21 protein-coding genes, 7 tRNA genes and 1 riboswitch are annotated in these 19,464 nt (G+C 62.8%); of the genes, 14 read left to right on the top strand and 14 right to left on the bottom strand.

Annotated elements, in window-relative coordinates; genetic code table 11:
• Positions 1-18 precede the first annotated feature (18 nt).
• From ribA to AB4Y81_RS14060, 12 genes are all read right to left on the bottom strand, one after another.
• Entirely contained in the window at positions 19-726 is a 708-nt protein-coding gene (gene ribA, locus AB4Y81_RS14115) for a GTP cyclohydrolase II (RefSeq protein ID WP_039240819.1), read from the bottom strand.
• The gene (ribB, locus tag AB4Y81_RS14110) at positions 723-1,418 is read right to left on the bottom strand and encodes a 3,4-dihydroxy-2-butanone-4-phosphate synthase (protein ID WP_079581330.1); all 696 of its coding nucleotides are present in this window, start codon (positions 1,416-1,418) and stop codon (positions 723-725) included. The genes ribA and ribB overlap by 4 nt, the downstream gene beginning before the upstream one ends.
• On the bottom strand, positions 1,415-2,044 hold the full coding sequence (locus AB4Y81_RS14105; protein ID WP_441996115.1) for a riboflavin synthase: 630 nt from the start codon (positions 2,042-2,044) through the stop codon (positions 1,415-1,417). The genes ribB and AB4Y81_RS14105 overlap by 4 nt, the downstream gene beginning before the upstream one ends.
• Complete coding sequence (ribD, locus tag AB4Y81_RS14100) at positions 2,044-3,183, bottom strand: bifunctional diaminohydroxyphosphoribosylaminopyrimidine deaminase/5-amino-6-(5-phosphoribosylamino)uracil reductase RibD (RefSeq protein WP_441996114.1); 1,140 nt, start codon at positions 3,181-3,183, stop codon at positions 2,044-2,046. Before ribD ends, AB4Y81_RS14105 begins: the two co-directional genes overlap by 1 nt.
• Positions 3,180-3,872, bottom strand: coding sequence for a nicotinamide riboside transporter PnuC (gene pnuC / locus AB4Y81_RS14095; RefSeq protein WP_441996113.1), 693 nt, complete (start codon positions 3,870-3,872; stop codon positions 3,180-3,182). The genes ribD and pnuC overlap by 4 nt, the downstream gene beginning before the upstream one ends.
• Before the next feature lie 89 nt (positions 3,873-3,961).
• Positions 3,962-4,118, bottom strand: a riboswitch (FMN riboswitch).
• 83 nt (positions 4,119-4,201) lie between these two features.
• On the bottom strand, positions 4,202-4,870 hold the full coding sequence (gene rpe / locus AB4Y81_RS14090; protein WP_018778645.1) for a ribulose-phosphate 3-epimerase: 669 nt from the start codon (positions 4,868-4,870) through the stop codon (positions 4,202-4,204).
• An 80-nt stretch (positions 4,871-4,950) separates the two neighbouring features.
• Positions 4,951-6,501 carry an RsmB/NOP family class I SAM-dependent RNA methyltransferase gene (locus AB4Y81_RS14085; protein ID WP_441996112.1) on the bottom strand — a complete coding sequence of 517 codons (1,551 nt, stop codon included), beginning with the start codon at positions 6,499-6,501 and terminating at the stop codon, positions 4,951-4,953.
• Positions 6,498-7,418, bottom strand: a complete 921-nt coding sequence (fmt, locus tag AB4Y81_RS14080; protein WP_441996111.1) for a methionyl-tRNA formyltransferase — start codon at positions 7,416-7,418, stop codon at positions 6,498-6,500. Before fmt ends, AB4Y81_RS14085 begins: the two co-directional genes overlap by 4 nt.
• Positions 7,415-7,987: a peptide deformylase gene (def, locus tag AB4Y81_RS14075; RefSeq protein ID WP_018778648.1), complete on the bottom strand. Its 573-nt coding sequence runs from the start codon at positions 7,985-7,987 to the stop codon at positions 7,415-7,417. The genes fmt and def overlap by 4 nt, the downstream gene beginning before the upstream one ends.
• A 49-nt stretch (positions 7,988-8,036) precedes the next feature.
• The gene (locus AB4Y81_RS14070; RefSeq protein WP_441996110.1) at positions 8,037-8,939 is read right to left on the bottom strand and encodes a cytochrome; all 903 of its coding nucleotides are present in this window, start codon (positions 8,937-8,939) and stop codon (positions 8,037-8,039) included.
• A 12-nt stretch (positions 8,940-8,951) separates the two neighbouring features.
• Positions 8,952-9,119 (bottom strand): hypothetical protein, encoded by a 168-nt coding sequence (locus AB4Y81_RS14065; RefSeq protein ID WP_179128352.1) that lies wholly within the window; start codon positions 9,117-9,119, stop codon positions 8,952-8,954.
• Between the two features lie 395 nt (positions 9,120-9,514).
• A tRNA-Val gene (locus AB4Y81_RS14060) sits at positions 9,515-9,589 on the bottom strand.
• Between the two features lie 249 nt (positions 9,590-9,838).
• Here AB4Y81_RS14060 and AB4Y81_RS14055 point away from each other — a divergent pair.
• The 9 genes from AB4Y81_RS14055 (at position 9,839) to AB4Y81_RS14015 (ending at position 13,809) form a co-directional block, all read left to right on the top strand.
• A tRNA-Gly gene (locus tag AB4Y81_RS14055) sits at positions 9,839-9,911 on the top strand.
• A gap of 46 nt (positions 9,912-9,957) precedes the next feature.
• Positions 9,958-10,028: transfer RNA gene (locus tag AB4Y81_RS14050), tRNA-Cys, on the top strand.
• A 38-nt stretch (positions 10,029-10,066) separates the two neighbouring features.
• A tRNA-Val gene (locus tag AB4Y81_RS14045) sits at positions 10,067-10,141 on the top strand.
• A gap of 56 nt (positions 10,142-10,197) precedes the next feature.
• Positions 10,198-10,270: transfer RNA gene (locus tag AB4Y81_RS14040), tRNA-Gly, on the top strand.
• A gap of 24 nt (positions 10,271-10,294) precedes the next feature.
• Positions 10,295-10,369: transfer RNA gene (locus tag AB4Y81_RS14035), tRNA-Val, on the top strand.
• A 56-nt stretch (positions 10,370-10,425) separates the two neighbouring features.
• A tRNA-Gly gene (locus tag AB4Y81_RS14030) sits at positions 10,426-10,501 on the top strand.
• 174 nt (positions 10,502-10,675) lie between these two features.
• Positions 10,676-12,130 carry an amino acid permease gene (locus AB4Y81_RS14025; RefSeq protein ID WP_018778654.1) on the top strand — a complete coding sequence of 485 codons (1,455 nt, stop codon included), beginning with the start codon at positions 10,676-10,678 and terminating at the stop codon, positions 12,128-12,130.
• Between the two features lie 94 nt (positions 12,131-12,224).
• Positions 12,225-12,458, top strand: a complete 234-nt coding sequence (locus AB4Y81_RS14020; protein WP_018778655.1) for an antitoxin — start codon at positions 12,225-12,227, stop codon at positions 12,456-12,458.
• A 133-nt stretch (positions 12,459-12,591) separates the two neighbouring features.
• The gene (locus tag AB4Y81_RS14015) at positions 12,592-13,809 is read left to right on the top strand and encodes a benzoate/H(+) symporter BenE family transporter (protein WP_441996109.1); all 1,218 of its coding nucleotides are present in this window, start codon (positions 12,592-12,594) and stop codon (positions 13,807-13,809) included.
• A gap of 1 nt (position 13,810) precedes the next feature.
• Here AB4Y81_RS14015 and zapE read toward each other — a convergent pair whose 3' ends face one another.
• Positions 13,811-14,851, bottom strand: coding sequence for a cell division protein ZapE (gene zapE, locus AB4Y81_RS14010; RefSeq protein ID WP_035733964.1), 1,041 nt, complete (start codon positions 14,849-14,851; stop codon positions 13,811-13,813).
• Positions 14,852-15,057: 206 nt separating this feature from the next.
• On the opposite strand from zapE, the gene AB4Y81_RS14005 reads away from it, so the two are divergent.
• The 3 genes from AB4Y81_RS14005 to ybaK are packed head-to-tail and all read left to right on the top strand — an operon-like array spanning position 15,058 to position 16,998.
• The gene (locus AB4Y81_RS14005) at positions 15,058-15,984 is read left to right on the top strand and encodes a sulfurtransferase (RefSeq protein WP_018778660.1); all 927 of its coding nucleotides are present in this window, start codon (positions 15,058-15,060) and stop codon (positions 15,982-15,984) included.
• Between the two features lie 39 nt (positions 15,985-16,023).
• The gene (locus tag AB4Y81_RS14000; RefSeq protein ID WP_018778661.1) at positions 16,024-16,482 is read left to right on the top strand and encodes a SufE family protein; all 459 of its coding nucleotides are present in this window, start codon (positions 16,024-16,026) and stop codon (positions 16,480-16,482) included.
• Between the two features lie 18 nt (positions 16,483-16,500).
• Positions 16,501-16,998, top strand: coding sequence for a Cys-tRNA(Pro) deacylase (gene ybaK / locus AB4Y81_RS13995; RefSeq protein WP_039240802.1), 498 nt, complete (start codon positions 16,501-16,503; stop codon positions 16,996-16,998).
• 3 nt (positions 16,999-17,001) lie between these two features.
• On the opposite strand, the gene AB4Y81_RS13990 is transcribed toward ybaK, so the two are convergent.
• Positions 17,002-18,288 carry an alpha/beta hydrolase family protein gene (locus AB4Y81_RS13990; protein ID WP_026267288.1) on the bottom strand — a complete coding sequence of 429 codons (1,287 nt, stop codon included), beginning with the start codon at positions 18,286-18,288 and terminating at the stop codon, positions 17,002-17,004.
• Positions 18,289-18,407: 119 nt separating this feature from the next.
• Here AB4Y81_RS13990 and AB4Y81_RS13985 point away from each other — a divergent pair, with 119 nt between their 5' ends.
• The gene (locus AB4Y81_RS13985; protein ID WP_018778664.1) at positions 18,408-18,899 is read left to right on the top strand and encodes a hypothetical protein; all 492 of its coding nucleotides are present in this window, start codon (positions 18,408-18,410) and stop codon (positions 18,897-18,899) included.
• A gap of 14 nt (positions 18,900-18,913) precedes the next feature.
• The gene (msrB, locus tag AB4Y81_RS13980) at positions 18,914-19,354 is read left to right on the top strand and encodes a peptide-methionine (R)-S-oxide reductase MsrB (protein WP_018778665.1); all 441 of its coding nucleotides are present in this window, start codon (positions 18,914-18,916) and stop codon (positions 19,352-19,354) included.
• Positions 19,355-19,464 lie beyond the last annotated feature (110 nt).

The following is a 19,464-nucleotide window of genomic DNA, read 5'->3' as shown; positions in this document are numbered from 1 at the left end:
GGTGTGCTGGGGATCCGTTCAGTCTTGGTTGCTGTTTGAGGTTTGGGGTGAAGCTGTCTTCTTGCCGTTGCTGACCGGCTCGACGTCGAGCGTCAGCCGGTGGTCCATACGGTCCTTCTTGGTTTGCAGGTACCGAAGGTTCTGCTCCCGGGACGGCACCTCCGTAGGCACCATCTCCACGACAGTCACCCCGGCTTTGTCCAGGCGGTGCTGTTTGTCCGGGTTGTTGCTCAACAGCCGGACTTCGTTGAGACCCATTTCGGCAAGGATCTGACCCGCTGCACTGTAGGAACGGGCATCGACCGGCAGGCCCAGTTGCTCGTTGGCCTCGACAGTGTCAAAACCGGCTTCCTGCAGGGCGTAGGCCTTGATCTTGTTGGCGAGTCCGATGCCGCGCCCTTCCTGTCCACGCAGGTAGAGCAGCGTGCCGCCTTCCCTGTGGATGAGCTCCAGGGCGAAGGCAAGCTGTTCACCGCAATCGCAGCGGTAGGAACCGAACACATCTCCGGTCAGGCATTCAGAGTGCAGCCTGACCAAGGGTGCCTGGCCGCCCTTGGGCGGATTGGGCGAGCTGACCGCGAGATGTTCGACCCCCGTGACATGATCCGTCCACGCCTGCGCCACAAATTCACCAAAGGCCGTCGGCAACTGGACGATCGGTCCCCCGCTTACGGGGTGCGGACCGGGCTCCGTGTGCTCACTGCTGCGTGTTGTCGATGCGGTCATCGCTTCTCCTCGTCTACCCGTGAAATCTGCGCCGCCCGGGACTCCGTCGCCTCAACATACGACACCAGGTCCTCGATGGAGATGAGGGGGCATCCATGTTCAGCGGCGAACCCGCGCAGGCTGTCCAAGCGCATCATTTCACCGTCGTCATGTACCAACTCTGCGATCACACCCACCGGGGCGAGCCCGGCCAGGCGACACAGGTCCACGGCAGCTTCCGTGTGTCCCGGACGTTCTCGCACTCCCCCCTTAACGGCCCGAAGCGGAAAAATATGCCCGGGGCGGGTGAGTGACGCCGGAGTGCTGCTCGGGTCTGCCAGGATCCGGGCCGTCAAGGCCCGGTCCGTGGCAGAAATACCCGTGCTGACTCCTACCGCAGCGTCACAGGAAACAGTATAGGCAGTACCCTTAGCATCTTCGTTGATTTCGACCATCGGGGGCAGAATCAGCGCGTCGGCCCGCTGGCCTTCCAACGGAACACAGATGACGCCGGAGGAATATCGGATGGTCCAACCCATCAGGGCCGGGGTGGCATGTTCAGCGGCAAAAATGATGTCGCCTTCGTTTTCCCTGTCCTCGTTGTCCACCACAATGACGGCCCGCCCGGCCGCCATGGCTGCGATGGCGGATTCCACGGAGTCCAGGCCCGGACGCTGCGACGTCGCCGGTTGCGGGGTCGTGGGGGCGCTCATCGGGTGCCCTCCTGCCGCGGAGCGAACGACAGAAGCCGTTCGGTGTATTTTGCCAGGACATCCACTTCCAGGTTGACGTGCCCGCCAACCGGTTTCGCTCCCAGGCCCGTCTCCTCCAGCGTGGTGGGGATGAGGCCGACTTCGAACCACGCGTCCTTTTCGGAAGCCGCGCTGACGGCGGTCACCGTGAGCGATACCCCGTCGACGGCGATGGAACCTTTTTCGGCGATGTAGCGTGCCAGCGGGGCGGGGACGCCGAACCGCAAGCGGTCCCAGTTACCCAGCGCTTCGCGCTCGAGCAGCTCCCCCACGCCGTCAACATGGCCTTGCACGACGTGGCCATCCAGCCGTCCGCCGGCAGGAACACAGCGTTCCAGGTTCACGGTGTCTCCGGCAGCCAATTCCCCGATGGTGGTGCGCTTCAGGGTCTCGCCCATGACATCGACGCTGAAGTCCTGTCCATCAATGCGGGTGGCCGTGAGGCAGACACCATTGACGGCAATGGAGCCGCCCAACGGCAGGTCACCGGCAGTGGTGGGTGCCTTCAAGCGCAGCGTTGCGCTGGCATCGCCGTCATGCTCGATACCCAGGACAGTGCCTTGTTCTGCAACGATTCCGGTAAACATCAGTGTCCTCCTGTGACATATTCCGCGGCGTCACTGCGTGAAACCATATTCTTCTGCGGAATCGAATTCTTAGTGGTGTTGGCAGCACGTCCGGCCGGACGGAGATGGAGCCGCAGGTCGTTGCCGAGGGTCCGTACCGGACCCCCTGATGCCTCGTCCCACGCCCAGTGCTGGGCCTCGGCGAGCGTGCCGATACCCAAGTCGTTCAGCGCCGGAGTGCCGGACCCCAGCAGGGTCGGCGCCAGGTAGACAATCAACTCGTCCACCAACTCCGCCGCAAGGAAGGTACTCAGAATGCTCGAACCCCCTTCGACCATCACATGCCGGACACCCTCTTCGAAGAGCATGCCCAGGGCCTCTGCTGGATCCCGGGTTGGCAGATGCCTGAAGCGGCCGTCGGTTCCCCGTACCGCTGCCCCCTCCGGGACATCCCGCAGGCCCATGACTGCCCGGACGGGCTGGCGTTGGGAAAGTTCACCGTCAGGAGTGCGCGCCGTCAGCCGGGGGTTGTCGATGAGCACGGTTCCGGTCCCTACGAGGATCGCATCGATCAGGCGCCGCAACGCGTGGTTGTCTGCCAGCGACTCTGCGCTGGAGATCCACTGGCTGGTGCCGTCAACCGCAGCGATCCGGCTGTCCAGGGTCTGTGCAATATGCAAGGTGACGAAGGGGCGTTTGGCGGCAACGGCGTCGAACCATTCCCGGTTCAAGTCCAGGGATTCGTCGTAGCCGAGCCCGGACGTGACATCGATTCCTGCCGCGCGCAGCGTCTTGGCACCGCCGGCGGCGGGGTCGTGCGGATCGTCGACGGCGTAGATCACCTTTGCGATGCCGGCTGCAATGATCGCCTGGGCACAGGGACCTGTCCGGCCTACATGGTTGCAAGGCTCGAGGGTGACCACCATGGTGGTGCCCTTGGTGTCGATTCCCTGGCGCCGGGCTTCGGAGATGGCGTCGGCCTCCGCATGGGCCGTTCCGGCACCGCGATGGTAGCCGGTGGCAAGTTGCTCGCCTTCCGCGCCTAGGATCACTGCACCAACCAGCGGATTCGCTCCTCGCGGGCCAGCCAGGGCGGCGGTGAGAGCTGCGTCCATGGCGGCCTTTTCAGTAGCCGAAAACTCAACGGCCTGCACGCTCATCGCATGGCTCCTGCGGGCGCCGGAAGTGGTTGAACAGCGCCACGCTCACGCTTTTCGGCCCGCCACCACACGAAGAATCCGGTCAGGGTAAAGAACCCGTAGAACAGGTACATCACAGCACTGGCGTAATAGCCGGCACTGAACAGCAGAGGCACGCCCACGATGTCCACGGCAACCCAGATCAACCAGAATTCAGTCCATCCCCGGGCCATGCCGTAAGTGGCCAGGAGTGAGCCCATGAAGGTCCAGGCATCTGCCCACACAGGCGGGTAGGAGCCGAGGGCGTCAAACAGCGGCGTAAGGGCCGCAGTACCGGCGACCATCGCGCCGATCAGAACCAGGCGCACCTTGTTACCGGCCCAGCCGGGGACCACGGCCCGGCCCTGGGTGCTCGACTGCCGGCCTTGACGCCACCGGTACCAGCCATAAAGTGCAACGGCGATGAACATCACCTGCCGGCCGGCCTGTCCCCAGAGGGTTGCGGGCGCAGCAGCACCGAATACGTTGCCGAGGAACACGGTGAGCAAAAGGATGTTGCCGATGATTCCTACCGGCCAAGCCCAGACTTTCCGGCGCATTCCGCCGAGGGCGCTGAGTAACCCAAAGATGTTTCCAAGCACTTCGCGTAAGACAAGAGCAGATCCTCCAACGGGGATCTGTGCTTCGAAGAGCCATCGCAGAAAATCCATGCCGTTCCTTCCCAGTAAGCCGCGATGACTCCGGGGGTGTACGACAGCGCAATGCCGGGCGTCACTGAAGGAACGCCCACGGCATGACTGTACGTGCTTCTCCCATCCAGACTTTAACTGTCGGTACCGGAATTCCACCGGTTCAACCGTCCGCCACCTCTATCCGGATTGCTCAGGACATCGGTGGCTCGCGGGTCGCGGACTATAACCGCCGGTTCGGACTTGCACCGACCCCGGAGCACGTATGTGTGTTGTTATTGTGCCATAACCAGAGCGATGACCAGGCTATTCCCGGCCATCTTCGTAATATCCGGTGACGGCGTAAAGGCCTAGGCCGCCGTCGCGGCCTGGCCTGCTGCACGCAGCCGATCGATCGCCGCAGCCGGGTCCTCGTGACCGTAGACAGCCGAGCCCGCAACAAAGACGTTGGCGCCGGCCTCAGCAGCCCGGACGATGGTCTCCTCCGTAATGCCGCCGTCCACCTGGATCGCTACAGCAATGCCCGAACCCTCGATGGCAGCACGGGCGCGGCGGATCTTGGGCAGGGTGATGTCAAGGAACGACTGCCCGCCGAAGCCGGGCTCCACCGTCATGATCAACAGCATGTCCAACTCACTGAGCATGTCCAGGTAGGGCTCTACCGGTGTCGCAGGCCGTAAAGCCATGCCTGCTTTGGATCCCCGTTCCCGCAGTTCACGGGCCAGTTTCACCGGGGCCATGGCGGCCTCGGCGTGGAACGTCACGGACGCGACGCCGGCGTCTGCGTAGGCAGGCGCCCAGCGGTCGACGTCGGAAATCATCAGATGCGCGTCCAGCGGAACGGGGCTTACGGCCTGAATCCGCTGTACCACCGGCAATCCGAGCGTCAGGTTGGGCACGAAGTGGTTGTCCATGACGTCGACGTGGACGGCGTCGGCGTTGCTGATCCTCTGCAACTCCGCCTCAAGGTTGACGAAGTCCGCGGACAAGATGCTCGGGTTGATACAGCACTGAGACAAGGCAGCCCCTTCGGGTCGGTATGGGTCATGGTACGGCTGCAGCGAAAGGAATGGTTCCGCCGCAGCCAGGGATGTAGCGGCTACGGCTTCTTTCGGATAATGGCCATGAACATGGCATCCGTCTGGTGGATGTGCGGCCACAGCTGGGCAGTGAGCKCATGTCCCGCACCCAGATTTCCGGTCAGGCTGACATGGTCGAGTGCCTGCCCGGAGTCGAGCAATTCGAGGTCGTCCCGCTTGTTGAGTACGTCGCCAACCACTGCGGTGGTCTCAGCAGGGTGGGGAGAACACGTCACGTAGGCCACGACGCCGCCGGGTTTGACGGCGTCGATCGCCGATTTCAGGAGATCCCGCTGCAGCGGACCGAGATCGCCGATGTCCTTGGGCGAGCGACGCCAACGTGACTCCGGCCTCCTGCGCAGGGCGCCAAGGCCGCTGCACGGAACATCCACCAGGACACGATCAAAAGCTTCTGGCTGCTCGGCGCCGACTTCGCGCCCGTCGCCCGTGCGCACACTCCAGGATTCCGTGGGCACAGCGGACAGCGCCTGTTGGACAAGCTTGGCCCGGTGTGGTGCCGGCTCGTTTGCCAGGAGGGTAGCTCCGTCGCGATAGGCAAGGGCGGCCAGCAGCGCCGCCTTGCCACCGGGACCTGCGCAAAGATCCAGCCATTTCTCGCCATGGGCGGCACGCTCCCCGAGCTCTACGCCGGCCAACGCACGTGCAACAAGCTGAGATCCCACGTCCTGGACACGCGTGGTGCCACGCCGCACTGATTCGAAGCGGCCAAGGTCCCCGCCTGCGGAGAGCGCCGAGCCTTCTACGAGTTCACCGGGAGTGGCTCCGTTGTCAAAGGCCTCATCCAAGTCACCCAGACCCGGTAGAGCCACCAGGTTGACCACCGGCGCCGCGTTGTCGGCTTCCAGGAGGTCGTCAATCTCGGCCTTGGGCCTGCCGTGGTTCACCAGTGACTGCCGCAGCGCGCGGACGATCCACTCAGGGTGTGCATGGCGGAGGGCAGCGATCTTGGTCTCGTCGGTTTCCTGGTCCAGCAGGATATCCAACCACTCGTCCATGCTGTGGGCAGTGACCTTGCGGAGTACCGCGTTGATCAGGGCCGATGGACCGGCGCCAATGACTGCACGGGCCAAACCTACTGTTTGGTCCAACGCGGCATGGGCAGGAACCCGCATCGACAGTAGCTGGTGCGCACCGATCCGCAGGGCATCCAGGATCGCGGGGTCCAGCTGCTCCAGGGGCCGGTCAACACAACGGGCCAGAATGGCGTCATAGGTACCCTGGCCACGCAGTGCCCCGTAGCTCAGCTCGGTGGCGAACCCGGCATCTCGACGGTCCAGGCGGTGCTCCCGGATTCTCGCGGGGAGGACCAGGTTGGCGTAGGCGTCCTCCGAGGCGACAGCCCGGAGTACCTCGAATGCGACCAAGCGCGCAGGGTCGGCCCGGCGGGTACGCTGCGACGGCGCATTGTTGGTGAATCCGCGCTGGGGTCCCCTGTTCCGCTCCCTGCCTTGGGCGTTGCGTTGGCTACCGCCCTTGGCCCCGCGGTTGCCCTGCCCGCCGCCGTCCCGGCTCCCGCTGTTGTTGGGGCCTCGACGGCCGGACTCACTCATTCGAATACCACTCTCTCAGGTGCTGCCAAGCCGCGGGCCCAATCGGCCGGCGACATCATTTTCTTGCCGGCCGGTTGAATCCGGCCAAGCTCTACGGCGTGGGAACCGGTGCCCACGAGTACGGATTTGCCATCCACCCGGATGGTTCCGGGCGCGAGATCGTCGATCCCGGGCCTCAACGTCACAGGTTCCAGTTTGACCCGCTGGCCTTCCAATGTTGTCCATGCTCCCGGTTCCGGGGTCACTCCCCTGGAACGGCGGTTCAGTGCCAGCGCCGGCTGCCGCCAGTCCAGGCGCCCGTCATCCAATGTCAGCTTGGGAGCCAATGACACCTCTCCTGACTGCGGTTGCGGAGCAGCCTGTCCGGCGTCGATGGCGGAGAGCGTCTGGCTCAGCAGCACGGCTCCGCTGATGGACAACCGCTCAAGGAGATCGCCGGCAGTATCTTCCGGCCGGACAGTTTCCGTGAGGGTTCCAAGCACGGGCCCGGTATCGAGGCCCTCTTCGAGCTGGAACGTTGCGGCGCCAGTGACGTCGTCTCCGGCAATGATGGAACGCTGTACAGGAGCAGCACCGCGCCAAGCCGGCAACAAAGAGAAGTGCAGATTGACCCAGCCATGCGTGGGGACGCCCAGGGCAGCGCGCGGAACAATCCCGCCGTAGGCAACGATGGCGGCCACATCAGGCGCATAACCCGCGATGCGGGCCGTGGTATCGGCGTCAACCTTGGCCGCGCGAATGACCTCGATGCCCAATTCCCCGGCGCGGGCCGCTACTGGGGAGGGAGTCATGACGCGTTTGCGGCCCAGTGGAGCGTCCGGGCGGGTCAGGACGGCAACGACGTCGAAACCGGCCTTAACCAAAGCGTCCAGCGACGGTACAGCTACGGCCGGCGTCCCCGCGAAGAGTACCCTCACTCGGGAACCCCGAAACTGCCCCCACCGAAGCTTGAACCCACACTGTTAGCACGCTTCGACGTCGTCTTTTCGGTTATGGCGTGGTAGTTGGCGTTTCTGATGGCGCGAAGGGCAGCCTTGCGGTCCTCCCCTTCCAGCCTGTCTGTGTACAGCACGCCGTCAAGGTGATCGGTCTCGTGCTGGAAACAGCGTGCCAGCATGCCTTCGGCCTCCACCGACACCGGGTTGCCGTTCAGGTCCACGCCAGTTGCCCGGGTGGCCCTGTAGCGGCGCACGGGGAATCCAAGGCCGGGAATCGAGAGGCAACCCTCTACCTCGTCAGGCTGGAAGTCTTCGCTGTTTTCCAGGACCGGATTAATGATGTGGCCCTCCACTCCGCCGATGCGGTAAGTGAAGACGCGCTGGCTGACGCCGACCTGCGGAGCGGCCAGGCCTGCGCCCTCAACGTCCTCCATGGTTTCTGTCATGTCAGCTACCAGCTTGGCGAGCTCCGGACCGAAGTCGGTGACGGGGTCGGCCACGGTGCGCAGCACCGGATCCCCGATGATTCGGATACTCAAAATTGCCATGCTCTGCCTGTCCTCACGATCGTCGAACCCGGCCCTCGCGTTGCGGAGCCTAAGCCAGTTTAGTTGAGGTCATGGCACCGCCGCTGTTGGCCGGCGCGGCACCGGCCGCAGTAAACACCGGTGGCGCAACCGGCAGCAGGGCTTGTCCGGCAGCAGTGACATCCGCCGACATCTCCCACACCCGCCGAAGGGCACAGAACTTCCACCAGTGGTGCTTGAGAATCTCCGGGTTTGCCCGCATGGGCCTCACCTCGGTTTCTCCGATGGCAACAGCCAGCAACATGGGATTGTCCCCGTACCTCCAGGGTTCCCACTCACCCGAAACGGGGTCCACCAGGCTTTCTTCGGCTTTCATCCCGGCCGTAAGCTGCATGACCACTTTGTCGTCAAGGGATTTAACCGTTCCGTCACGGGTGGTGCCCTTGGTTTTGTAGTCAATGAGACAAATACGTCCATTGATTTTGGCCACCAGGTCCAGCGTCCCCGCATAGCCCACTGTCTTGTTCCACACCGTAATTTCGGGCGCCAGCGGCTCCACCCGGTACAACTCCCACCATTCATCGAAGCGGGCCGCAAACGCCTGCTCACCGTTGGCTGCAAGTTCGTCCCTGCATTCCTGCATGCGGTGCGGGCGTCCCAGGGCCCGCAAAGCTACCTGCTCGCAGTATGTGTGGACGCGATCACCACGCGCCGCAGCCGCGTCCCGGTATACCTCGGCTGCCTTGGATGCCTTATTGACTGCTTGCCGCACTTTTGCCGGACTTCCGAGGATCGCCGGGAGCTCAGGATCCGCCGCCAGGCTGCTCGCCCCCATGTAGCTGAACCAACCGTCCAGTGCATGGGCCTGTTGGCCGATCACCGTCGTGATGGATGGCACGGAGAATTGCTCTGTGGTGGAGCGGGYATACATCCGGCCGTAGTCAGTAGCGTGGGCAAGCAGTGGAGCAGTCATATAAAGACTTTGTCATAGAGGACCGACAGAATTCTCCGGCGGGAAGATCCTGAGGAGCTGCTCCGGAGAGAGCCGGGCAAGCTTGCCGGCAAGGACGGGCGCGCTCCGGGCCAGCTCCTCAAACGGCGGGCGGGGTTGCTCCGCGGTGCGAAGCTGTTCAGCATCCTCAGGTTCCTGCATGCTAAGTATGTGCTGAAGCAAGGCAATTCATGATGCTGTCGATGAGATCCTTATGCCAAGCATGTGCCCGCTGGAGGCGACGCCTGATTCATCAGTTCAAAATCTTTTTGCGCAATCGTGAAACCCTTTGTGATCTTGCGGACACTACAGGTTATGGGGAACTTGGAATCTCACGATGCCGGATTATGGACGCGGAGTCTGACTGGTGACGGTGCAGCATTCGGCGTACTGTTCGATCGGCACCGTGACAGGGTCTTCCGGCACGCATACCGCCTCTGCGGCAATCGCTATACATCCGAGACCAGGAAACCCGGTCACGAGTTCCGGCAGCTACCAGGAATTTGTGGAAAGGCCCAGAAACCCAAAAGGCCCCCGGATCTCCGGGGGCCTTCTTTTGGTGGGCGATACTGGGTTCGAACCAGTGACCTCTTCGGTGTGAACGAAGCGCGCTACCACTGCGCCAATCGCCCGGGTGCATAGAAAACACTAACGGACCCGGGCCGGATTGCAAAACGAGCGGAAGGCTGCCGAAGGACGTTGAACTACAGCTGTGGAATTACAGCAGTGAAACTCGCCCGAATCCGCGTCAGTACAAGGAACCAAGGCCCGCCGCACCCGGATCCAAGCTACCGATTTGGAGAATGCAGGAACCTCCTATAGAGTTTTTACTCGTCGGAAAGCGACGGAATGCCTACAGGGTTGCCCGTCGGAACCGCACTGCGGACGTAGCTCAGCTGGTAGAGCACCACCTTGCCAAGGTGGATGTCGCGAGTTCGAATCTCGTCGTCCGCTCGCAAGGCACTGTCAAGGCAAGTATTCCCCGGAATCCTGCTTACACGGTGGGTTGGCCGAGAGGCGAGGCAGCGGCCTGCAAAGCCGTATACACGGGTTCGAATCCCGTACCCACCTCGGTGAAAACCATGTCTTCCGGCTTTTGCTGGATGCATGGGCGATTGGCGCAGCGGTAGCGCGCTTCCCTGACACGGAAGAGGTCACTGGTTCGATCCCAGTATCGCCCACCAGAACAAGGCAACTTGTTTGTTGTTGAAAGCCGGACCCAGTCTGGCAGGCAACATGTGCGGACGTAGCTCAGCTGGTAGAGCACCACCTTGCCAAGGTGGATGTCGCGAGTTCGAATCTCGTCGTCCGCTCTCCTCATTGCAGGACCCGGTAACGGGCGATTGGCGCAGCGGTAGCGCGCTTCCCTGACACGGAAGAGGTCACTGGTTCGATCCCAGTATCGCCCACCAGAACAAGGCAACTTGTTTGTTGTTGAAAGCCAGACCCAGTCTGGCAGGCAACATGTGCGGACGTAGCTCAGCTGGTAGAGCACCACCTTGCCAAGGTGGATGTCGCGAGTTCGAATCTCGTCGTCCGCTCCACGAAAAGCAGCTCCCAGGAGCTGCTTTTTTTATGCCCTCATTTACCTGCGACCTAATTCATCATGAGAAGTAACCGATACCCCTCGGAAGAAGTCGCTTTATCTAATGTGATTCCGCTCRCATAATGTACTGCGAGCTCATCACCGTTCCACGCCTACCGGCAGGAGTACCCCCATGAATGTAAAGACGGCTTCACAGTCCGTCCTGAGGCGCAAGCCCATCGACGATATCGAGGAAGAAAGCAAGCACAGCGGGCTTTTTAAAAGTCTTGGCCTGTGGCAACTGACCGCCATCGGCGTCGGCGGAATTATCGGCGTCGGCATTTTCTCGCTGGCAGGCCTGGTAGCCCACGGCAGCGACAGCACCCCGGGCGTGGGCCCAGCCGTCCTGTTTTCCTTCCTGATCGCCGGACTCGCCTCCGGGGCGGCTGCATTGTCCTATGCCGAATTTGCCGGCATGATCCCCCGCGCCGGATCGGCCTACACCTACGGCTACGTTGCGCTGGGCGAAATCATCGGCTGGTTCATCGGCTGGGACTTGCTGCTTGAATACATCGCCATCGTGGCGGTGGTAGCCATCGGCATTTCCGGCTACTTCGACGCCTTCCTCTCCGGCATTGGCATCCACATGCCAACCTGGATGACGTCCACTGCCGATGAAGGCAAGGGCGGCATCATCAATCTTCCCGCCATCCTCGTCTGCCTTCTGGTGACCTGGATCCTGAGCCGTGGAACCAAGGCGTTCGGCCGATTCGAACTGGTGGCCGTGGCCATCAAGGTCATCCTGATCCTGTTCATCATCGGGCTCGGCATCTTCTACGTGAACACCGAGAACTACAACCCGTTCATGCCCAGCGGTTTCGGCCCCGTTGTGGCTGGTGCCGCGACCGTCTTCTTCGCGGTCTTTGGTTACGACGCCATGAGTACTGCAGCGGAGGAAGCCAAGGACGGCAAGAAGCACATGCCCAAGGCCATCATCCTGTCGCTGATCATCGCCATGCTGCTCTATGTTGCCGCCACGCTCGTCCTTACAGGAATGCAGAACTACAAGGACATCAACCCGACCGCCGGCTTCGCCTCGGCGTTCACCGGCGTCGGCCTCCCGGTCATTGCCACCATCATTTCGGTGTTCGCGGTGCTGTCCATCCTGACCGTGATGCTGACGTTCCTCCTGGGTGTCACCCGCGTTTGGTTCTCCATGAGCCGCGACGGGCTGCTGCCCGGCTGGTTTGCCAAGACTGACCGCCACGGCACCCCGCAGCGTGTCACGTGGATCGCAGGCATCGCCTCGGCCTTCCTGGCTGGTGTCTTCCCGATCAAGGAAGTTGCGGACCTGACCAACATCGGCATCCTGGCAGCCTTCGTCGTGGTCTGTGTTTCGGTGATCGTCTTCCGGTACACCAAGCCGAACGCAGCGCGTACCTTCCGTCTGCCGCTCATGCCCCTTGTTCCCGCCTTCGGCGTGCTGGCATCGGCGTTCCTGATGTTCCAGCTCCACTGGGAAACCTGGGTACGGTTCGGCGTCTGGCTCATCATCGGCCTGGTGATCTATTTCGCCTACGGCCGCAAGCATTCCCTGATGAACCCGGACAGCCCGCGGCACAAGGTCGCCAACGAACCGTTGGCCTAGTTATCCACAGGCCGCGTTTGAGCCCTTGGCACCTCAGGGAACTGGTGTTAGGGTCGGACGCGGAGGAGCGAACTGGCTCCGCGATGGAAGGGAGGTGCCCGTGGGTTTAATTGACGACCTGAAGGGCAAGGCTCAGGGTCTCATTCAAGGCAACGAAGAAGCCATCAAGAATGGCATCGAAAAGGCCGGAGATTTTGTGGACGAAAAGACGGGCGGCAAATACGCCGGTCACGTCGACAAGGTCCAGAACGCCGCTTCCGACTTCGTGGCCAAGAACGACGGTCAGCCTGAGCAGGCTCCCGTCACGGATGAGCCGAAGCAGCCGTAGCTGCCTGAGCCGCCGTACCAGATACGTCAAGGGGGCACCGGTCCCGCCGAGAGGCGCCACCGGTGCCCTTGGCGTTTAACCGGTGCTGTTGGCGTTTGCAACGGCCGCCAACAGGTCAGGTATTTTGGAGCTTATGCCTTCAGCCTCCCCGACAACCACCAACAGCCGTGCCACCCGGGACGCTTTGGGACCGCCGATCACTGCAGGCATCGTCACAGCCTTGGTCGGGTTCACTTCATCATTCGCTGTCGTCCTTGCTGGACTCAGGGCAGTAGGCGCAGATCAAGGACAAGCCTCCAGCGGATTGCTGGCCCTGACCCTGACTTTTGGCCTGGGCATCCTCTGGCTGTCCTGGCGGAGCAGGATGCCGGTGACCCTCGCGTGGTCAACTCCCGGTGCGGCGCTCCTTGCGACCGCAGGAACGGTCGACGGCGGGTGGCCGGCGGCCGTGGGTGCCTTCCTGTTGGTCGGGGTGCTGATCGTCCTCACGGGGTTGGTTCCGTTGCTCGGGAGGTTGATGGCAAAGATTCCCACGGCCTTGGCCCAGGCCATGCTCGCAGGTGTCCTTCTCTCCTTGTGCCTTGCACCCTTCAAGTCGCTGGGTACGGCACCGGCGTTGATCGCCCCGGTGCTGTTGTGCTGGATCGTGCTGATGAAATTCGCGCCGCGCTGGTCCGTTCCTGCATCGCTGCTGGTGGCACTGGCGGTGAGTGGGATCCACATCATGTCCTCGGGCGTACAGATCCCGGCTGAGAGCCTCCTCCCGCGGCTGGAATGGACAACGCCGGTGTTCTCCGTGGAGGCTGCCATCGGCTTGGCGCTGCCGTTGTTCGTGGTCACCATGGCGTCGCAAAACATTCCCGGCGTAGCTGTCTTGAAGTCCTTTGGATACACCACCCCGTGGCGGCCGTCCATGCTGGTGACCGGAGCCGGAACCATTGCCAGCGCACCGTTCGGCGGCCATGCGATCAACCTGGCAGCGCTGAGCGCCGCGCTTGCCGCCGGGGAGGAAGCAGGCAAGGATCACGGCCGGCGCTGGATCGCCGCCTTCGTCTCCGGTTTGGCGTATCTGGTCCTCGCGGCGGCGTCGGCAGCGCTCGTTACGGTTGTCGCGGCAGCGCCCCCGGGACTCCTTGAGGCCGTCGCGGGCCTCGCGTTGCTGGGTACTTTGGCAGCCTCGATCTCGTCTGCGCTGGCAGTGGCTGAGGAGAGGATACCGGCCTGCATCACTTTCCTGCTGGCAGCTTCAGGAATTGCTTTCGCCGGTGTCGGCGCAGCGTTCTGGGCCTTGGCAGGCGGAATCGTTATCCGCTGGGTGTTGAAGGACCGCGGAACCGGAAAAGCGGTCTGATTCAGGCAGGTTCGTGATTTTGTGCTTCGCGGGCCAGGGCGGTCAGGCGCGAAACGGCGCGGAAGTACTTCTTCATGTATCCGCCCGTCATCATCTCTTCGGTGAAGAGCTGATCGAAGGGAACGCCACTGGCCAGAATGGGCACATCTTTGTCATAGAGCCGGTCGGCCAGCACCACGAAACGGAGCGCGACGGCCTGTTCCGTAATGGTTTCGACGTCGCTCCACACCACGGCCTCCACGCCGGAAATGAGTTGACGGTACCGGCTGGGGTGCACCGCAGCCAGATGGTTGACCAAGGTGCGGAAATCATCCACCGCCACGGTCTTCCCGTCGAACTCAGTCCGCATCCGGTGCTTGAGTTCTTCGGTCTTGAGCGGTGCCGGCGCGGCGGGAAGGCCACGGTGGCGGAAGTCCTCGCCGTCGATCCTGACGACGTCGAATTGGTCCGCGAGTACCTGGATTTCCCGCTGGAAGTCGACGGCGGCGAAGCGGCCTTCGCCCAGTGAACCAGGCAGGGTGTTCGACGTGGCAGCAAGCTTCACACCGGCGTCGGCGAGTTCCCGCATGAGGCGGGACATCAGCACCGTGTCTCCGGGATCATCGAGTTCGAATTCGTCGATGCACACCAGTTTGTAGTTGCTCAGCGCTTCCACGGTCTTGCGGAACGACAACGCCCCCACCAGGTTGGTGTATTCCACGAACGTTCCAAACGCCTTGGGGCCTGGAGACCTGTGCCAAAGGGACGCCAGGAGGTGGGTCTTACCCACACCGAATCCGCCATCGAGGTAGATCCCGGCCCTCGTGGCCGGTGCCTTCTTGGCGAAAAGCTTTTTGAAGAGTCCAGCGTCATTGCCGTTGCCTACGCCATCGGCAAATGCCGAGAGGAGTTTCACCGCGTTGGCCTGGCTTGGCTGGGAAGGATCGGGCCTGTAACTGTCGAACGACACCTCTCCGAACCGGGGAGACGGGTAGAAACCCTTGAGGAGTTCCTCCACGGAAACTGCCGGCGTGCGGGCAGCCAGTTGTTCGATCTTTACCACGGTGGTCCGTTCCTTCGGCATTGGGTCCCCAGCAAGAATACCGGCAACGGACGCCACGGTAACTGACACGTGACCAAGCCCATGTTTCACCGTATGACCACCGGGAAGCAATCCGCGCAGCCCGTGGTTAGTGTTGAAGCAGGCCGGGTCCGCACCTGCACCACCTTCCACGGCCTGGCTCCGTCCGTTGTCAGTGAAAGGCCATCATGTCCTACCCCGTTGAACAAAACGAAAAGTTTGCCTCTTACGCGAACCCTGAACGCCTCGTTTCCACCGACTGGCTCGCGGCAGCAATTGCTGACGGCGCTGTAGCCGACGGCAAGTTGGTGCTGGTCGAGTCCGACGAGGACGTCCTGCTGTACGAAACCGGGCACATCCCGGGAGCAGTCAAGATCGACTGGCACACCGACCTGAACGATGAAGTCACCCGGGACTACGTCGACGGGGCAGCCTTCGCTGCCCTCGCCGCTTCCAAGGGCATCTCGCGCGACAGCACTGTGGTGATCTACGGCGATAAGTCCAACTGGTGGGCTGCCTACGCCCTATGGGTCTTCACGTTGTTCGGTCACCAGGATGTCCGCCTCCTTGATGGCGGACGCGACAAATGGATCGCCGAGGGCCGCGAGCTGACCACTGAGGTCTCCCGGCCTGCTGCGGGCGAATACCCCGAGGTCGAGCGTGACGACGCTCCCATCCGCGCCTTCAAGGAAGACGTCCTGGCACACCTGGGCAACCCCCTCATTGATGTCCGCTCCCCCGAGGAATACACCGGCCAGCGCACCCACATGCCTGCCTACCCCGAAGAGGGCGCCTTGCGTGGCGGCCACATTCCCACGGCCGCCTCAATTCCGTGGGCCCGGGCTGCAGCGGAAGACGGCACCTACCGCAGCCGCGAAGAACTTGAGGCCCTCTACCTGGGCGAGGCGGGGCTGAAGCCGGGCGACGATGTCGTGGCGTACTGCCGCATCGGCGAGCGGTCCAGCCACACCTGGTTCGCCCTGAAGTACCTCCTGGGCTTCGACACAGTGCGCAACTACGACGGCTCGTGGACCGAGTGGGGCAACGCAGTGCGGGTTCCCATCGTCAAGGGAGCCGAACGGGGTACAGTTCCCTCCGCATTGGTCCACAGCTAGTACCGCGCTCTCAGCACCTTTGTGCGTAAGCTGGAAGAGATGAGTACGAACACCTTGCCCACCGCCCTGGCGGAAATTGTTGACGACTTCCAGGCGTTGACGGAACCTGACCGCCTCCAGCTCTTGCTGGAGTTCTCCAGAGGCCTGCCTGAGCTGCCGGAGCGTCTGAAGGACCACCCGGAACTGCTGGAGCAGGTCGTGGAATGCCAGTCCCCGCTGTTCCTGACGATTGAGTCAGAGAAGAACGCCGACGGCGAGCGTTCATACCGTCTCTTCTTCAAAGCGCCGCCGGAAGCACCGACTACCCGGGGTTTCGCAGGGGTGCTGCATGAGGGGCTGGACGGACTGACTGCCAAGGAGATCCTTGCGGTGCCTGACGACATGCCCGAGCTCCTGGGCCTGACCCGCGCCATCACGCCCTTGCGGATGCGGGGAATGACGGCGATGCTCGGCCGCATCAAGCGGAAGGTTGCGGCCGCAAGCCGTTTGGAACACTGAAAGGCAACGCCACTCGGTATGGCAAGGAAAATGGCTTCACAGGGAACGCCGGCAACAGCAGCACTCGCTGCGGCCGGCGTTCCCTTCGTCCTGCACCCCTACGCGCATGATCCCGCTGCAAGCAGCTACGGGCTGGAAGCGGCGGAGGTCCTGGGCATTGATCCCGACCGTGTCTTCAAGACGCTAATGGTGGAGGTGGAAGGCAAGTTGGCCGTTGCCATTGTCCCCGTGTCCGGGAACCTGGACCTGAAGGCCGCAGCTGCGGCCCTCGGGTCCAAGAAAGCGGCGATGGCAGATCCCAAAGCTGCTGAACGCCGCACTGGCTACGTCCTGGGCGGTATATCACCGCTGGGGCAACGCCAGCCCTCCCCCACGGTCCTGGACGAATCAGCCTTGGCTTTTGACACCATCCTGGTCTCCGGTGGCCGTCGGGGCCTGGATATAGAGCTTGCTCCTGCGGACCTGCTCCGGCTCACCAACGGCGTCACCGGGCCGATCGGCACGGGAAGCAACTGACCCTCAGGCTGCGGGCCCCGCGGCAGCAGCACCGCCGGCTTCGCCCGATTGGCCCGGGTTCCTCCGGGGTGCGAGTTGGGCTTGGAGCCAGGAGCGCACCAGCCGCTCCCAACGCTCCGGATCGACGTTCCATTCCTTGGTGTGGCGGGCACCGTGGAACGGCTCGAATGTCACCATCTCGGGGTTCTTTTCGGCGAGACTGGCCGAGGGCCCGAAAGGAACGTAGTCGTCGTCCACACTGTGGATCAGCAACGTTGGAGTGCGCAACTCAACGGCGCGGCTGTCCCAGTCCATTGCTTTGAGGTCCACGGGTGCTGCGAGCCCCGTCAGCCTGCGTCCCAGGGGATGGCCCAGCATCAGTTGCCCGTAACGCCCCACGGTATAGGGGATCCTGTTCATTTCGGCGTGGTGGGCCATGACGTCCACCCAGTTGATCACCGGAGCATCCAAAACCAAGGCCCTGATGACTTGCCGGTATTTGGAAAGGTCCGCAGTCTGCAGGCTGATCGCACCGCCCATGGACCAACCGAAAAGCACCACTTCACGTGCGCCGTTCTCCAAGGCGTATTCGATCGCTGACTCCACATCACGCCATTCCGTGGAGCCCAGACCGTAGCGGCCGTCCAGGGCGGAAGGTGCCAGTCCGTCGTTCCGGTAGGAGATAAGCAAGCTGTCCAGGCCAAGGTCCCGGGCGGTGCGGACTGCCCGGAGACCTTCGAGCCGGGTGGCTCCCCGGCCATGGACCATGATCGCCCAGACCGGCGCCGGCGACGAGGCATCGGCACGGATCAACCACGCAGGCGCCTTCCCGCCGTCGACGTCGATCTCAACATCTTCGGCCGCAAGGCCGATCGCGGACGGATCGGGGTAGGTAGCGCCGCTCCACCACGCCCGGCGTGCTTCCGAAAGATCGCCGCTGTAGACCTCCTCGACTTCCCGGAGGACGGTCTGTTCGGCGGGCAGGTAGGAGACGATCCGGCCTATCCTGGCGTGTCCCTTTCCACCTGAGAAGAACAGGCTGAAGACGCCGTCGATGGTCGAGTCGGGCGTGGCAGCCAGGATGACCTGCAGGCCGTTGTCTCCCCGGATGACGGCCAGGACTTCCTGGTCCTCGTGCCGTGCGGCGGGCGTGATGACCCGGCGGGCAAAGTAGACGGCCAGCGCAGAGGAACCGGCGCCGACAAGTCCCGCGATGGTGGCGCCGGCAAGAAAACCTCCAATGGCCCACTTGGTGCGGGGGGACAGTTTTTTCTCAGCAGCGTCGCTCGCTGGCCTTGTCATTGATGCCATGGTTCCATTTTGCCGTGAGTCGGCGTGGGCTGGCGCAGGCTGGGCCCGCGCGGCGAAGGTTGGGCCGAATCGGGCGCGGAAACCCTGCGGACGCCGTTCCCCGGGACTACGCTGTAGCCATGAGTGATCCCATAGTCATCTTGACTGAAGAGCCCCTTGGCCCCGACGACCGCGTGAACATCGCCAAACTGATCGACGGCGGGGACGCGCCGTTGGTAGTGCTGGTTCCTGCCAATACTGAGCGCCACCTTTTGGTCGATTTCCTCGAGAACCTTTCGTTGCTTGATGTGGCGAAGGCGTTCCGGGAACTTACTGCCCAGTCACCGGATCCAGCGGCTGAGCGTGCGGAAGCCGCGGTGACGTTGTCGACTTCCCTGGCAGCGCTGGAAGGCCTGGGTGGCGGTGTTACCGGCGAAATCGTCGACGGCGGTGCTGTCGACGGCTTGGTGGCCAAGGTCCGGGAGGTGGACGCGGCGCAGGCAGTGGTCATTACCCGGCCCCATGCCATCTCTGACACGCTCCACACGGATTGGGCCAACAAGGCCCAGGACCAGTTGGGGCTTCCGGTGCTCCACTTGTACGCGGGTTCGGGATTTATCGGCGACTCGTGAGCGTTGCATAAGACATGAACACTCCTGAAAACATCAGCAAGACACCTTCTGTGCCCTTGGAGAAGAGCGATGCCCAGTGGCGCGAGGAGTTGACCCCTGAGGAATACCGCGTGCTGCGCCAGGCCGGCACTGAGCGTCCTTATACGGGCGAGTACTGGGACACGCACACCGAGGGTGTCTACCAGTGCCGGGCCTGCGGCAGCGAGTTGTTCACCAGCAAGGAGAAGTTTGACTCGCACTGCGGGTGGCCGTCCTTCTGGGCGCCGTTGGCCGAAGGTACTGTCAGGTACCTCCATGACCGCACCATGGGCATGGACCGGGTGGAAGTACGGTGTGCCAACTGTGATTCGCACCTGGGACACGTTTTCGAGGGCGAGGGTTATGGCACGCCGACGGACCAGCGGTTCTGCATCAACTCCATATCGCTCCGTCTGGTTGACCCGGAAGAGCGGTAAGCGGCTCTGTGTCCCCCGAACTGGATCTAAAGGTCCAAGTTCGGGGGCTATGAGCAAGAGTTTCTTATGCTCAGTCCATTCTTGAATTAGCGATGCTATTCGCTTGCTAC

Origin of the sequence: Paenarthrobacter sp. TAF1, assembly GCF_052113825.1 — a bacterium.
Taxonomy (GTDB): domain Bacteria; phylum Actinomycetota; class Actinomycetes; order Actinomycetales; family Micrococcaceae; genus Arthrobacter; species Arthrobacter nicotinovorans.
This window is presented reverse-complemented; position numbering and strand designations above follow the sequence as displayed.